This is a genomic window from Streptomyces tibetensis, from assembly GCF_007655005.1.
GTDB classification, from domain to species: domain Bacteria; phylum Actinomycetota; class Actinomycetes; order Streptomycetales; family Streptomycetaceae; genus Streptomyces; species Streptomyces tibetensis.
In genome coordinates this window covers 115,057-129,190 of the sequence record NZ_SZVW01000001.1, presented here as the reverse complement: position 1 = coordinate 129,190, position 14,134 = coordinate 115,057, and the positions used below count along the sequence as shown (strand labels likewise).

Sequence of the window (14,134 nt, the reverse complement as noted above, 5' to 3'; positions counted from 1 at the left end):
TCGGTCCTGTTTTCAGGTGTGAGGGCCGCCGCGGATGCGCGTACGGCGGCACCGCTATCGGTCCGCGTCGGCGGCCTGGTGCTGCTCGATCACCATGCGCAGCCGGTGCAGGCCGCGACGGGCGTGGCTCTTGACGGTCCCCAGGGGCATCCCGGTCCGCTCCGCGATCTGCGCCTGGGTCAGGTCCTCGTAGAAGGCCATGCACAGCACCTCCCGCTGGTGGCGCGGCAGCCGGGCCAGGGCGTCGACCAGCAGGACCCGGTCCAGGACACGATCAGGTGCCGCCTCGTCGGGGCCGGTGGGGTCCGCGTCGCGGCCGGCCGAGTCGATGAGCGTCAGCCGTCGCGTCCGGGCCGCCAGCGCGTCGACGATCTTGCGGCGCGTGATGCCGACCAGCCAGGCGCCGAGCGGACCCCGTTCGGGGCGGAAGCCCGCCCGGCCGTGCCAGGCGCCGAGGAAGACCTGCTGGGTCACGTCCTCCGCCTCGTGGGTGTCACCGAGCAGTCGGCTGGCCATGGTGTGGACGAGCGCGCCCCAGCGCCGGTAGATCGCGGCGAACGCCTCCTCGTCGGCGGCGACGAGGCCACGGGCCAGCTCCTCCTCGTACCGCGTTTCCTCCGCGGGCGCGACGGGGGCGGTGAGTCGCGTGTTCGTGATCATGGCCTGGTTCCTCCTGCAGTGCGTCGTGCGGGGACGGAAGGCCGTCTGCCGAACCGCACCGGTCGCGCTGTGTGAGCCGCGCCATGCGCTCCAGGCCAGTGTTCGGTGCGTAAACGACGCAGCTCAACATGCGTCGTTTATGCGTCGTACAGTCGGAGGTATGGGTGCACACGAACGGGACAGCGAACGCCGCGGACGCGAGGCCGGGCCGCACGGTGGCGGGCCGCTCGCGGGTGGGCCACTCGGGGGTGGCCTGACCACCGGCGAGGTGGCCCGGCGGCTGGGGGTGGCGCCCACCACCGTGCGCACGTGGGACCGCCGCTACGGTCTCGGACCCGACGCGCACACCGGTGGCCGGCACCGGCGGTGGACCCCGACGGACGTGGCCCGGCTGGAGCGGATGTGTGCCCTGACCGCGACCGGGATACCCCCCGCCGAGGCGGCCCGCGCGGTCCTCGGCGAAACGACGCATGCGGCGGGTTCCGCCGGTCGGCCCACTCAAGTGGAACCGGAGGCGGACCCGGCCGGGCCGGCTGCCCCGGCGCCCCCGGCAGCGATACCGACCCCGGGCCGACGGGACGCCGGGGCCTCACCGGGGTCGGCGGACCCGGGGCGGTCGACCGGCGGCACACCACCGCGACCGTCGGATCGCGCCCGCACCGCTACCCCCACCCGCAGCCGCGCGGGCAGCGGGCTGCGTCTCGGTGATGTGCGCCAGGAGTGCAAGGGCATCGCCCGTGCCGCACTGCGCCTCGACGCCCCCGCTCTGGACGACCTGCTCCGGTCCGCGATCGCCGAGCACGGGCTGGTCGCCGCCTGGACCGAGGTGATCATGCCGACCCTCCAGGCGGTCGGCCGCAAGTGGGAGAGCTCGGGCGAGAAGTACGTCGAGGTCGAGCACTTCCTGTCCTGGCACGTCTCCGGCGCACTGCGGCGAGGCGCCCCGCCCGCGGCCCCCGACCGCCCGGGCGCGACCGTCGTGCTCGCCTGTGTGCCGGGGGAGAACCACACGCTGCCCCTGGAGGTGCTGGCGGCCGCACTGGCCGAACGCGGTGTGCCGGTGCGGATGTTCGGCGGCGCCCTGCCCGTGGAGTCCCTCGTCACGGCCGTCCGCAGAACGGGGCCCGCGGCGGTGGGGCTGTGGGCGCAGTCCCGGACGACCGCCAGCCGGCCGCTGGCCCAGCACGTGGCCGCGATGGAGTGGGGGGTGCGCGGTGCCCGCCGCAAGCCGGTCGTGTTGACGATAGGGCCCGGCTGGACCGGCCGGACCGTTGCCGGACTGCCGCGTCCGACGGGGCTGGCCGAGGCCGTCGCCGTGCTGGAGTCGGTCGTGCCGCGGTGACTCCGGCCGACTGCATGCGTGTCGCGGTGATCTCGACCGGCCGACTGCATGCGTGTCGCAGTGATTTCGACCGGCCGACCGCATGCGTGTCGCGGTGATTTCGACCGACCGCGTCCGTGTCGCGGTGGATCCGGCCGACCGCATCCGACTGCCTTCGACTGCATCCGTACACGGCCGCCGGCCAGAAGCGGCGGTGAACGGACAGGACACAGTCGACGAGGTGGCCGGGAGCGGGGTGCGGTGATGGGCTGCGGGTGGTGGGCCCGGTGAGCCGGGGGCCTGTCGGCGCGCCGGACGTGGTGATCCTCGGGGGCGGTGCCGCGGGCCTCAGTCTCGCGTACCGGCTGCTCGAGACCGCCGTCGCGACCGTGACCGTGGTGGAGCCGCCGGACGGTCCCGCGCGCCCGGCGGAACGGACCTGGTGCTACTGGGACCAGAGCGACGACGACGCCGACGGCTTCGGCGAAGCGGTCACCGCCACCTGGCCCCTGCTGCGGGTACACGACCGCGACGGCAGCCCGCTCACCGTCGATCCGGCCCCCGCCCGCTACCGCATGGTGCGTTCCGCGGCGTTCGAACGGCTGGTGCACGCGCGGCTGGCGGGCTCGCCCGGCGGACGGCTGCTGCGCGCGACCGCGGACACGGTGCGCGACGTCCCCGGAGGCGCCGAGGTCCGCTGCACGCAACCCGGCGGCAGGCCACTGACCCTGCGCGCCCGGCTCGTGTTCGACTCGCGGCCCCTGCACGCCCTGCCACCGGCCCGGACGCAGTTGCTGCAGCACTTCCGTGGCTGGTTCGTGCGCACCCGCACCGACCGGTTCGACCCGGCGGTCGCCGACCTCATGGACTTCCGGGTGCCCCAGCCGCGGCACGGCCTCGCCTTCGGCTACGTCCTGCCGCTGGCCCCGGACCGGGCGCTCGTCGAATACACCGAGTTCTCCAAGAGCCCACTGACGACGGCGGCGTACGAGGCAGCGCTCGGTCACTACGCCCGGGAGGTGCTGCGCCTGGGCGAGTTCGCCGTGGAGACGGCCGAGCAGGGCGTCATCCCCATGACCGACGCCCGCTTCCCCCGGCGGACCGGTACGGCCGTCTTCCGCATCGGAACGGCAGGGGGCGCCACCCGCCCCGCCACCGGCTACACCTTCGCGGCCGTACAGCGGCACAGCCGGGCCGTCGCCGCCGCCGTGCGGGACGGCCGCGCCACCGTGCCCGCGCCGCACGGGCGGCGGGCACTCGCCATGGACGCGGTGCTGCTGCGGGCCCTGGACACCGGCCGGATCGACGGCCCCGCGTTCTTCACCGGCCTCTTCCGCCGGATTCCGACGCACCGCCTGCTGCGCTTCCTCGACGGTGCCACCTCGCTCCGGGAGGAGTGGGGCATCGGGCTGCGCACCCCCGTGGGCCCGATGCTGCGCACCGCGCTCGAAGTGCCCTTCCTGCCCCGCCGCACCCACCCCGCCCCAGGAACCGGAGAGAACCCCCGATGACCCTGCTGCGCGACCGCGACCTGGCACGCGCCTTCGACCACGCGTCCCGCACCTACGACCGCCTCACCGGCCTCAACCCGGGCTACCGCGCCGACCTGCTGCGCTCGGCCCGCCGGCTGAGGCTCCCCGGGGACGGGGCCGGGCTGCGGCTGCTCGACCTGGGCTGCGGCACCGGCGCCTCCACCCGGGCCCTGCTGCGGGCCGCACCCTGTGCGCGGATCACCGCGGTGGACGCCTCCGCCGGCATGCTGCGGCGGGCCCGGACCAAACCCTGGCCCGACACCGTGCGCTTTGTGCACCTGAGCGCCGAGGAGCTGGCGACGGCCGGCGAAGGGCCTTTCGACGCGGTCTTCGCCGCCTACCTGTTCCGCAACGTCTCCGACCCGGACGGCGTCCTCGGCACGGTGCGCGCACTGCTGCGGCCGGGCGGGCGCCTCGCCGTCCACGAGTACAGCCTCGGTGGCTCGCCCGCGCACCGGGCGCTGTGGACGGCCGTGTGCCAGGGGGTGATCATCCCGGCGGGCACGCTCACCGGTGACCGGGCCCTGTACCGGCACCTGTGGCACAGCGTCCTCGACTTCGACAGCGCTTCCGACTTCACCATGCGGCTGACGCGGGCCGGGTTCACGGGCGCGCGGGCCCTGCCCCTCGCGGGATGGCAGACCGGCATCACGCACACGTTCGTCGCCCGCAACGGATCGGCCACGGCAAGGGAGGCCACCCGATGAGTCCCCCTGGGAGCACACCGGAAAGCGCACCGGAGAGCACAACGCGGAGCACATCGGAAAGCTCACCGGAGAGCACAACGCGGAGCTCACCGGAAAGCGCACCGGAGAGCACAACGCCGAGCTCACCGAAAAGCTCACCGGAGAACACAACGCCGAGCTCACCGAAAAGCTCACCGGAAAGCTCACCGAAGAGCTGCCCGACGAGCACCCGCCCGGCCGCCCGCCGCGGCCGGGACCGCAAGGCCGAGGTCCTGATGCCGGCGCCCGGCCGGGACCGGTTCGCGCCCGGGGACGCACCGTCCGTCGCCGTGGTGGGCGGCGGCATCGCCGGACTCGCCGCGGCCACCGGGCTGGCCGAACGCGGCGCCCGAGTGACCCTCTACGAGCGCGAGGACTCCCTGGGCGGCCGCCTCGCCGGGTACCGCACCCGGCTGGCCGACGGCTCCGAGGTGACCATGAGCCGCGGTTTCCACGCCTTCTTCCGGCAGTACTACAACCTGCGCGGCCTGCTGCGGCGCACCGACCCCGCCCTCGCCCGCCTCACCCCCCTGCCCGACTACCCCCTGCGGCACAGCGGCGGCCTGACCGACAGCTTCGCCCGCGTCCCGCGCACCCCGCCCCTGAGCGCCCTCGGCTTCGTCGCCCTCAGCCCCACCTTCCGCTGGCGCGACCTCACCGCCCTGGACGCCCGAGCGGCGCTGCCGCTGACGGACGTGCGCGTGCCCGAGGTGTACACACGCTTCGACGAGATCAGCGCGACCGCCTTCCTGGAACGCGTCCGCTTCCCCGAAGCCGCGCACCACCTGGCCTTCGAGGTGTTCTCACGCAGCTTCTTCGCCGACCCGCGCGAACTCTCCGCCGCCGAACTGATGCTGATGTTCCACATCTACTTCCTCGGCTCCTCGGAGGGGCTGCTCTTCGACGTGCCCGACGAGCCCTTCCCCCAGGCCCTGTGGGAGCCGCTCGCCGACTACCTCCGGCGCCTCGGCACGACCGTCCGCACCGGCACACCCGTGCACGGCGTGGACCCCGCCGGCACCGGGGGAGCCGAGGTGCGCACCGGCACCGGCACCGACCGGCACGACGCGGTGGTGCTCGCCCTCGACACCGGGGGACTGCGCCGGGTCGTCGCCGCCTCGCCCGGCCTGGGCACCACCCCCTGGCGCGACGGCATCGCCGCCCTGCGCACCGCCCCGCCGTTCCTCGTCTCGCGGCTCTGGCTCGACCGGCCGGTCCGCGCCCACCGCCCCGGCTTCCTCGGCACCAGCGGCTACGACGGCCTCGACAACATCAGCGTCCTGGAACGCTACGAGGGCGAGGCCGCGCGCTGGGCCGCGAAGCACGGGGGTTCCGTGGTGGAACTGCACGCCTACGCCGTCACCCCCGGTGCGGACTCCGGGGCCGTGCAGGACGCGCTGCTCGGGCAGTTGCGCCGGGTGTACCCGGAGACCGGCCGGGCGCGGGTCGTCGACGCCCGGCACGAGTGGCGCTCGGACTGCCCGCTCTTCCCGGTCGGCGCCCACCACCGGCGCCCCACGGTGAGGACCCCGCACCCGTGGCTGACGCTGGCCGGCGACGGGCTGCGCTGCGACCTGCCCGTGGCCCTGATGGAACGCGCCGCCACCACGGGCTTCCTGGCGTCCAACGCCCTGCTCGCCGGGTGGGGCGTCCGCGGCCAGGTGCTGTGGACCGTGCCACGGGCGGGCCGCTCGCCGGTGCTGCGGGCACTCGGCGTGCTCGCGGACCGTCCGGCGCGCCGATGACCCCGGGCCGCCGAACGGGCCCGGGCCGCTCAGCGCAGGCCCGTCCGGCGGGGTCATTTCGGTCGGGACAACGCCCGGCGCGTGCAACCCGGTTCACGTCATCCGGTCGGTCGGGGAACCGCCCGGTGCTGCGCAACCGGCTTCACGTCACCCGGGGAACCGCCCCGTGCTGCGCAACTCCCAGCGTCTCTCGGCGTAGGCGAGGTCGTCGCGCCACAGGCGCCCGGCCGTCTGCCGCATCAGGGGACGCAGTACGGGGGCGGCGGCGCGGGCCAACGCGAAACCGGTCCGGTCCGAAGCGGCGACGACGGCCTCGATCACGGCCGTCCGCGGCTGCTCGGCGTCCGCGGCGGTGAGCGGCGTGGCGTGGGTCTCCACCACGGACGTGGCGCCCTCACCGTCGGTGATGCGCATGACGACGGTCCGCGGCTCCGGAGCGGTGAACTCGGCCCGCACGGGCACCACCAGACGACCCGCCACCCGGAAGGAGACATCGACCTCGAAGGCGTCGCCCCCGTCGCCGCCCTCGCCGCCCTCGTCGCCCTGCGGCTCCCGCACGACCGTCAGATCGACGAAGGAGTACGGGTGGAACCAGGATCCGTGCCACGGGTCGAGCCGGTTGGCCACCACGTCCTGCGGTTCGCACCGCCCGACCGCCGTGAACACGGCGTCCACCCCGCTGCCCGGTGCCGGCCGGGCCGGGACCAGGGGCCGCTCCGACGGCTCCTCACCGCCCACCGCGTCCAGCCGTACCCACACCAGCACCCCGTCGTCATGGGCCGGGTACGGCTGCCAGCCGGCGAACGCGGAGCCGTCCAGGGCCAGTCCGTGCCAGTGGCACACCAGCGTGCCGCACACCACCCGGCTGTCCCGCAGCGGGGCACCGAGATGCGGGCAGGCGCCGGGACCGGCCCGGAGCTCACCGGCCGGCGAGCGCCAGAGCACCACTTCCACGCCGCCGACGGTCCTTCCGTAGGGGCGGCCGGGTCGCACGTCCCGGGAGGCGCCCACCACGAACCAGTTGCCGGACGGCCGGGCGGACGCCCGTTTGAGGGTGTCGGCGATCAGCGCGGGCCGGGCCGCGCGCCAGGTCGGCGTCTGTTCCGCCCAGCCGGGGCCGCGGCGCCGCCGCAGGGGTGAGGTCCAGCGTGTCCTGTCCGCTCGGTCAGCCACGGCCTTGTCCCTTCCGTTCCGATGCGGCCGGAGCCGTCGCGTGCGCCGCCCACCGCGCGCGGGTCACCCGCAGGACACCGGCCGCGGCGGTGGCCGCCCGCCGGCGCCGGGGCACCACGGCACGGCGGTGCAGCACCGTGTAGTCGTGCCGCGCGATCGCGTCGAGGATGCCGCCGTACAGCGTGAACGCGGTCCTGATGCAGGGGCGCACCCGCGGGTCGAGCATCGCGATGCCCGGTTCGGCCGTCCGGTACACGTCCCTGGTCAGGGCCTCGGCCGCGACGAGTGCCGACCGGACGCGAGGGTCGCGGCGGCCGCTGCGCCTGCTCCACTCCAGGAGCGGCCGGTCCACGCCGTGGGCGGCGAGCAGGTCCGCCGGCAGGTAGACGCGACCGCGGTCCAGGTCCTCGCCCACGTCCCGCAGGAAGTTGGTCAGCTGGAACGCCACCCCGAGGGCCGCGGCGTGCGGTGCCGCCTGCTCGCGCGGGACGACCGTGCCGAGCACGGGCAGCATCTGCAGGCCGATCACCGCGGCCGAGCCGTGCATGTAGGCCCGCAGGTCGGCGTAGGTCGGGTAGTCCGTGACGGTCAGGTCGGCGCGCATCGAGGCGAGGAAGTCGGCGAACAGGTCCACCTCGATGCCGTAGCGGTCGGCGGTGTCGGCCACGGCCCGGACCACGGGTTCGTCCCCGCCGCCGGTGCGCAGCGCATGGGCGAGATCCTCCTCCAGCCGCTTCAGCAGCAGGTCCCGCTCGTCGGGTGTCACGCGCCGGTCCAGGTCGTCGACGATGTCGTCGGCCCAGCGGGCGAAGCCGTACAGCGCGTGCACGGCCGTACGGCGTTCCAGCGGCAGCAGGCGGGTGGCCAGGAAGTAGGTCCGGCCGTGGCGGGCGTTGAGCTGCCGGCACCGGCTGTAGGCGGCGCGCAGGCCGGGGTCGGTGACTCCGGCGGCGTCCAGTTCACGACGGGTCATGGGCACCTGCTCCGGTCGGGGTGGACGGGCGGCGGTACGGGGGCCGGCCGGCTCGTGGCGCTCGGGCACGGCCACCGGTGACGCGGGCGGCGGCGAGTTTCCCGCTGATGAGCACGGTCGGTACGCCGACACCGGGGGTGGTCCCGCAGCCGGCGAGCACCACGTTGTCCAGCCCGCGGACGAGGTTGCGCGGCCGGAAGGGCCCGGTCTGGGCGAAGGTGTGGGAGACCGAGAAGGGACTGCCCGCCGCGTGCCCCTGGGCCGTCCAGTCGAGCGGGGTCACCAGCAGTTCCTCCTCGACGCTGTCCGCGAAGCCGTCCAGGCCGCGGCGCTCCAGCTCGTCGACCAGGCTGTCGCGGTAGCGCGGGCCGAGGTCGCGCCAGGCGGCGGCGGAGGGGCCGACGGCGGTGTTGGGGCAGGGCGCCAGGACGTAGTGGAGGTGGCGGCCCGGCGGCGCGAGCGAGGCGTCGTGCGTCGTCGGACGGGTGATCAGCAGCGACGGGTCGCTCATCAGCGCTCCCGAGCGGGTCAGTTCGTCGAAGGTGCGCTCCCACGCGGCGCCGAAGGACAGCGTGTGGTGGGCCAGCTGGGGCCAGGTGCGGTCCGTCCCGGCGTGCAGGACCACCGCGGACGGCGAGTGCCGGAGCGGTACCGGACGCCGGGGTGCCCGGCCCAGGAGCCGGTGCGCGACGGGCAGTTCGCAGGTCAGCACCACCGCGTCGCAGGGGATGCGCTCACCCGTGGCGAGCCGGACCGCCCGCACCCGTCCGGCGGTGCGTTCCAGCGCGCTCACCTCGGCCGACCAGCGCAGTTCCGCACCGGCACCGGCCGCCACGTCCGCCATCGCCCGGGGCAGCGCGTGCATGCCGCCCTTGGGGAACCAGACACCGGCCACGGTGTCCATGTAGGCGATCACCGCGTAGGCCGCGAGCGCCCGGGCCGGTGCCACTCCGGCGTACAGGGCCTGGAAGGAGAAGACCCGGCGAAGGCGGGTGTCGGACAGGAAGCGGCCGATCCGGCCGTCGAGGCGCCCGAAGCCGCCGAGCACCGCCAGCCGGGCCAGGTCCGGGTGCGCGAGCTGGAGCGGCGAGTCGAAGTTGGTGTCGATGAAACGGCGCATCTGCGCCCGGTACAGCCGCTCCAGCCACGTCCGCAGCCTGCGGTAACCCGCGGCCTCCGCCGGTCCGGCGAAGCGCCGCACCTCCGCCTCCATGGCGTCGCCGTCGGTGTGCACGTCGAGTGAGGACCCGTCCGCGAAGCCCGCCCGGTAGGCGGGGTGCAGGGCCACCAGCTCGACGTGCCGGTCGAGACGCTCGCCGACCGCGGCGAACGCCTCGTCGGCCAGATGCGGCATCGTCAGCACGGTGGGCCCGGTGTCCACCAGGTAGTCGCCGAGCCCGGCCCGCCCGGCCCTCCCGCCCGGGCCGGCGTCCCGTTCGACGAGCGTGACCCGCCGTCCGGCGCCCAGCAGGTGCAGGGCGCACGCCAGTCCGGACAGGCCGGCGCCGACCACGACGACATGGTCCGTCGGGCCCGTCACCGTCCTCATACGAGTTCCTCCGCGTGCCGCGGGGCGACGCCCGCGGCCCGCTCGACCAGGGCGGCGAACTCCCGCCGTACGGCGGGGGCGGCGCCGGTCGCCCCGAAGTGCCGCAGACCGGAGGCCGCCAGGTCGGCGATCCTCGCCTCCACCTCACCGCGGGCGCCCGTCCGCTCCAGTGCCGCCCGCATCCGCTCGACGGTGTGCCCGGGGAGGGCCTCCGCGTTCGGGGCGAGCACGGCGGCCGCGTCCTGGTCGCCGCCGGCCTCCGCGAGCCGGACGGCGACGGCGAGGAGAGGGGTGAGCTTGCGGGCGCGCAGGTCCTCGTCGGCCGGTTTGCCGGTCAGCGCCGGGTCCCCGAACGCGCCGAGGAGATCGTCGCGCAGCTGGAAGGCCAGCCCCGCGCACCGGCCGGCGGCCCGCATCGCGCCCAGGGTGCGGGCATCGGCACCGGCGAGCGACGCACCGAGCGCCAGCGGCCGCGCGACCGTGTACCGGGCGCTCTTCAGGACGGCGATGGTCAGCGCCTCCTCGGTGCCGGACGAGCCGCTCGCCTGCGCGCGCAGGTCGCGGTACTGCCCGGCCACCATCTCGGTGCGCATGGCCCGCCACTCGTCATACAGCCGCGGGCCGTACGGCGAGGCGAGCGCCGTCTCGGTCAGCAGGTCGTCCGCCCACGCCAGTGCCAGATCCCCCGCGAGCACGGCCGCCGACGTCCCGAACGACTCGGCGGACCCGTACGCCCGGCCGCTCGTCGGGCCGGCCAGGTGCCCGTGGGCGAAGTCCACGTGCATCGCGGGCCCGCCCCGGCGCAGCGGTGATCCGTCCATCACGTCGTCGTGGATGAGGGCGCAGGCCTGGAGCAGTTCGAGGGCGGCCCCCGCACGCAGGACGGCGTCCGCGTCACCGGAGCCGCCCGCGGCCCGCCAGCCGCACCACACGAACGCCGTCCGCAGCCGCTTGCCGCCCCGCCGGACGAACGAGGCGACACGCTCGGCCATCTCGTGGGCGAACACCGCATCGGTGTCGCGTGCCTGCCGCAGCCGCGCCTCGAGCACCCGCTCGAGGACCGCCTCCATGGCACGCGTGGCCCCCGGAGCCGTGAGCGGGGCGTCGTCCGTCTCCGCCGGTCCGGCCGCCGTCGGCCGCGGTCCAAGCATGCGCAACCCCTTCTCGCTTCCGGTCATCCGCACATCAGTGCTTCCGCGGACAGCGGTGTTTCGGATGCGCCGGGTGCCGGGCTCTCCGCCGCGAACCGGGCTCCCGGTTCCGAACCGGGCTCTCCGTCGCAAACCAGGCTCCCGGTTCCGAACCGAGCTCTCCCTCGCAAACCGGGCTCTCGGTTCCGAACCCGACTCTCGGTTCCGAACCGGGCTCTCGGTCGAGGGCCCGGGCTCTCAGTCGCGCCCCAGGGCCTGCCGGAAGCGGGCCAGGCCCTCGCCGAGGTCGAGGAGCGGCGCCGGATAGCGCAGCAGGGCCCGCTCGTCGTCCGGCAGCCGCCAGGGCTCGTGCACCGCGGCGCCGGCGACGTCCGCCAGTTCCGGCACCCAGCGGCGTACGTAGATGCCGTCCGGGTCGTAGCGCCTGCCCTGGAGTACGGGGTTGAGGACGCGGTGGGGGCGGGTGTCGGTGCCGGTGCCGGCGACCCACTGCCAGTTCAGCTGGTTGTTGACGAGGTCGCCGTCCACCAGGTACCGGAGGAAGTGCCGGGCGCCGATCCGCCAGTCCACGTACAGCGTCTTGGTCAGGAAGCTCGCCACCACCAGCCGCGCCCGGTTGTGCATCCAGCCCTCGTGGCGCAGCTGGCGCATGCCCGCGTCGACCACCGGGTAGCCGGTGCGGCCCTCCCGCCACGCGGCGATGTCCTCGGCGGCCTCCTCCTCGCCGCGCCACCGGTCGCCCCGGGAGCGGTAGTCCCGGACGGACGCCTCGGGCCGGGCCGCGAGGACCTGGTGGTGGAAGTCGCGCCAGCACAGCTGGCGGACGAACGCCTCCGCCGCGGCACCGCCCCGCTCGCGGGCCCGCCGGACGACCTCCACCGGCGAGAGCGCCCCGAAGTGGAGGTAGGGCGACAGGCGTGAGGTCGCGTCACCGGCCAGGTCGTCGTGCCGTTCCTCGTACCGGGACAGGCCGGTGTCCGCCCAGCGCGCGAACCGGTCCCGCCCCGCCGACTCCCCGCCGGGCGGGAGGTCCGGCGACAGGACCGCCGCCTCCGGACGCGAGGGCGGTTCCTCGCCGCGCACCGCGTCGGGGACCCGCACCGCGCGCGGCTCGGGCAGGAGGTCGCGCAGCGGCTCCTTGGACCAGCGGCGCATGTAGGGGGTGAACACGGCGAAGTGGTCCGAGCCGAGCGGTGTCACGGCCCCCGGCGCGACGGCGGTGACCACGCTGTCATGCACCCGCAGCGCGACCCGGTCGGCTTCGAGTTCCTCGCGCAGCCGCTCCTCACGGCGGTGGGCGTAGCCGCTGACCCCGGCCGCCATGTGTACCTCCGTGGCCCCGCACGCGGCGGCGACCGCGCGGACCTCGCGGGCGACCGGCCCGCTGCGCACCACCAGCCGTCCGCCGAGGCGGCGCAGCGAGGAGTCGAGGTCGGCCAGGCAGTCGGCGAGGAAGGCGGCGCGGTTGGGCACGTCGAAGCCGGCGGCGTGCATGGCGGGGTCGCGGACGAACAGGGGCACCACCTCGTCGGCCGAGTTCAGCGCGGCGTGCAGGGGCGGATGGTCGTGCAGACGCAGGTCCGAGGTGAACAGGACGACCGCGACGGTCATGGTGTCACTCCTGGTGCGGTGGTGCGGGTTCCGTTCGTTGCTGCCGGACACTTCGCCGCTCGCGGGCCCGCCGGATGCGCGAGGCCCTGCGGCGCCCGCCCGTGCCCTCGGCCGCGGCCCGGGCGATGTTGCGGGCCATGCCGCCGAACACGGCGGAGTGGAACGGGGCGACGCTCCACCAGTAGGCGTGGCCCAGCAGGCCGCGCGGATGGAACAGGGCGCGCTGCCGGTAGCGGGTACGGCCCGCCTCGTCGGTCTCGGCGTACATCTCCAGCCAGGCGAGTCCCGGCAGCCGCATCTCGGCGCGCAGCCGCAGCAGATGACCGGGTTCGAGCTCCTCGACCCGCCAGAAGTCCAGCGAGTCACCGACCCTCAGGCGCTCGGTGTCCCGCCGTCCGCGGCGCAGTCCGACCCCGCCCGCGAAGCGGTCCAGCCGGCCCCGGACGGCCCAGGCGAGCGGGGAGGAGTACCAGCCGTTGTCGCCGCCGATGCCCTCGACGACCTTCCACAGCTCTGCCCGGGAGGCGTCGACCGGCCGGTGCCGTTCGTCCTGGTAGAGGCTGCCGCCCGCCCAGTCCGGGTCCGTCGGCAGCGGGTCGCTGGGCGCTCCGGGCACCGACGCCGAGGACCATCGGGTGGCGACCTGCGCCTCGCGCACCTTGCGCAGCGCCAGGGACAGCGCCTCGTCGAACGGCAGGGGGCGGCCCGGGGTGTCCGGCACGTACCGGGCGATGTCGTGTTCGCGGCAGACGACCTCGTGCCGCAGCGACTCGGTCAGCGGCCGGGCCAGGGCGGCGGGCACCGGGGTGACCAGGCCGACCCAGTGGCTGGACAGCCGCGGGGTGAGGACCGGGACGGGCACGATGAACCGCCGCGGCAGCCCGGCCACGGCGGCGTAGCGCAGCATCATGTCCCGGTAGGTGAGGACGTCCGGTCCGCCGATGTCGAAGGCCCGGTCGACGTCGTCGGGCATGGTGGCCGACCCGACGAGGTAGCGCAGCACGTCCCGCACCCCGATGGGCTGGGTGCGGGTGTGCACCCAGCTGGGGGTGATCATGACGGGCAGGCGTTCGGTGAGGTAGCGCAGCATCTCGAACGACGCCGAGCCGGAGCCGATGACGACGGCGGCCCGCAGCACCGTCGCGGGGACGGGGGAGTCGAGGAAGATCTGTCCGACCTCGGCCCGGGACCGCAGGTGCGGGGAGAGCGAGGCCTCCGGGACGCCGTGCGGCGTGAGCCCGCCGAGGTAGACGATCCGCCGTACGCCCGCGGCCCGGGCCTGCTCGGCGAAAACCCGGGCGGCGGCGCGGTCGGTGTCCTCGAAGCGGGAGCCGGAACCCAGGGCGTGCACCAGGTAGTAGGCGACGTCGACACCGCGCATGGCGGCGGCGACCGACTCCGGGTCCGTGACGTCCCCGCGGACCGCCTCCGCGTGCGCCGCCCAGGGGTGGTCGCGGAGTTTGCCGGGGGAGCGGGCCAGACACCGGACGCGGTGGCCTTCCTGCAGCAGTTCCGGCACCAGGCGCCCGCCGATGTATCCGGACGCCCCGGTGACCAGGCAGTGCAGCCGCTGTCCGTCCGTCGTCATACCCGTACCTCCCCGGCGTCCCGCACCGCTGCCGTGCCGCCGGATCGCGACCAGCCCTGACGGGAACACTTCCGGCTCGGCGGCCCCGGCGGATGCACCCCTGGGC

At 75.3% G+C, this 14,134-nt stretch carries 11 protein-coding genes; 4 read left to right on the top strand and 7 right to left on the bottom strand.

Annotation, left to right across the window (positions count from 1 at the left end; translation table 11 throughout):
- Positions 1-54: 54 nt before the first annotated feature.
- Entirely contained in the window at positions 55-660 is a 606-nt protein-coding gene (locus FDO69_RS00560) for a sigma-70 family RNA polymerase sigma factor (RefSeq protein ID WP_104777587.1), read from the bottom strand.
- Between the two features lie 160 nt (positions 661-820).
- On the opposite strand from FDO69_RS00560, the gene FDO69_RS00555 reads away from it, so the two are divergent.
- The 4 genes from FDO69_RS00555 to FDO69_RS00540 all read left to right on the top strand — a co-directional run bounded on the left by FDO69_RS00555 (position 821) and on the right by FDO69_RS00540 (position 5,983).
- Positions 821-2,002 (top strand): MerR family transcriptional regulator, encoded by a 1,182-nt coding sequence (locus FDO69_RS00555; protein WP_234387795.1) that lies wholly within the window; start codon positions 821-823, stop codon positions 2,000-2,002.
- A gap of 266 nt (positions 2,003-2,268) precedes the next feature.
- Complete coding sequence (locus FDO69_RS00550; RefSeq protein WP_104777888.1) at positions 2,269-3,492, top strand: lycopene cyclase family protein; 1,224 nt, start codon at positions 2,269-2,271, stop codon at positions 3,490-3,492.
- Positions 3,489-4,220, top strand: coding sequence for a class I SAM-dependent methyltransferase (locus tag FDO69_RS00545; protein ID WP_104777586.1), 732 nt, complete (start codon positions 3,489-3,491; stop codon positions 4,218-4,220). The genes FDO69_RS00550 and FDO69_RS00545 overlap by 4 nt, the downstream gene beginning before the upstream one ends.
- A 254-nt stretch (positions 4,221-4,474) precedes the next feature.
- Positions 4,475-5,983 (top strand): FAD-dependent oxidoreductase, encoded by a 1,509-nt coding sequence (locus FDO69_RS00540; protein WP_104777585.1) that lies wholly within the window; start codon positions 4,475-4,477, stop codon positions 5,981-5,983.
- A gap of 147 nt (positions 5,984-6,130) precedes the next feature.
- Here FDO69_RS00540 and FDO69_RS00535 read toward each other — a convergent pair whose 3' ends face one another.
- From FDO69_RS00535 to FDO69_RS00510, 6 genes are all read right to left on the bottom strand, one after another.
- Complete coding sequence (locus FDO69_RS00535; protein WP_234387794.1) at positions 6,131-7,156, bottom strand: Rieske (2Fe-2S) protein; 1,026 nt, start codon at positions 7,154-7,156, stop codon at positions 6,131-6,133.
- Positions 7,149-8,129 carry a phytoene/squalene synthase family protein gene (locus FDO69_RS00530; RefSeq protein ID WP_104777584.1) on the bottom strand — a complete coding sequence of 327 codons (981 nt, stop codon included), beginning with the start codon at positions 8,127-8,129 and terminating at the stop codon, positions 7,149-7,151. Before FDO69_RS00530 ends, FDO69_RS00535 begins: the two co-directional genes overlap by 8 nt.
- Positions 8,116-9,678 carry a phytoene desaturase family protein gene (gene crtI / locus FDO69_RS00525; RefSeq protein WP_104777583.1) on the bottom strand — a complete coding sequence of 521 codons (1,563 nt, stop codon included), beginning with the start codon at positions 9,676-9,678 and terminating at the stop codon, positions 8,116-8,118. Before crtI ends, FDO69_RS00530 begins: the two co-directional genes overlap by 14 nt.
- Complete coding sequence (locus tag FDO69_RS00520; protein ID WP_104777886.1) at positions 9,675-10,829, bottom strand: polyprenyl synthetase family protein; 1,155 nt, start codon at positions 10,827-10,829, stop codon at positions 9,675-9,677. Before FDO69_RS00520 ends, crtI begins: the two co-directional genes overlap by 4 nt.
- 237 nt (positions 10,830-11,066) lie before the next feature.
- Positions 11,067-12,440 (bottom strand): cryptochrome/photolyase family protein, encoded by a 1,374-nt coding sequence (locus FDO69_RS00515; RefSeq protein WP_104777582.1) that lies wholly within the window; start codon positions 12,438-12,440, stop codon positions 11,067-11,069.
- 4 nt (positions 12,441-12,444) lie between these two features.
- Positions 12,445-14,028, bottom strand: coding sequence for an SDR family oxidoreductase (locus FDO69_RS00510; RefSeq protein ID WP_104777581.1), 1,584 nt, complete (start codon positions 14,026-14,028; stop codon positions 12,445-12,447).
- Positions 14,029-14,134: the final 106 nt, after the last annotated feature.

Coding starts and splice junctions, on each gene's coding strand:
- FDO69_RS00560 (WP_104777587.1), bottom strand. CDS start 660: ATGATCACGAACACGCGACTCACCGCCCCCGTCGCGCCCGCGGAGGAA.
- FDO69_RS00555 (WP_234387795.1), top strand. CDS start 821: ATGGGTGCACACGAACGGGACAGCGAACGCCGCGGACGCGAGGCCGGG.
- FDO69_RS00545 (WP_104777586.1), top strand. CDS start 3,489: ATGACCCTGCTGCGCGACCGCGACCTGGCACGCGCCTTCGACCACGCG.
- FDO69_RS00540 (WP_104777585.1), top strand. CDS start 4,475: ATGCCGGCGCCCGGCCGGGACCGGTTCGCGCCCGGGGACGCACCGTCC.
- FDO69_RS00530 (WP_104777584.1), bottom strand. CDS start 8,129: ATGACCCGTCGTGAACTGGACGCCGCCGGAGTCACCGACCCCGGCCTG.
- crtI (WP_104777583.1), bottom strand. CDS start 9,678: ATGAGGACGGTGACGGGCCCGACGGACCATGTCGTCGTGGTCGGCGCC.
- FDO69_RS00520 (WP_104777886.1), bottom strand. CDS start 10,829: ATGCTTGGACCGCGGCCGACGGCGGCCGGACCGGCGGAGACGGACGAC.
- FDO69_RS00515 (WP_104777582.1), bottom strand. CDS start 12,440: ATGACCGTCGCGGTCGTCCTGTTCACCTCGGACCTGCGTCTGCACGAC.
- FDO69_RS00510 (WP_104777581.1), bottom strand. CDS start 14,028: ATGACGACGGACGGACAGCGGCTGCACTGCCTGGTCACCGGGGCGTCC.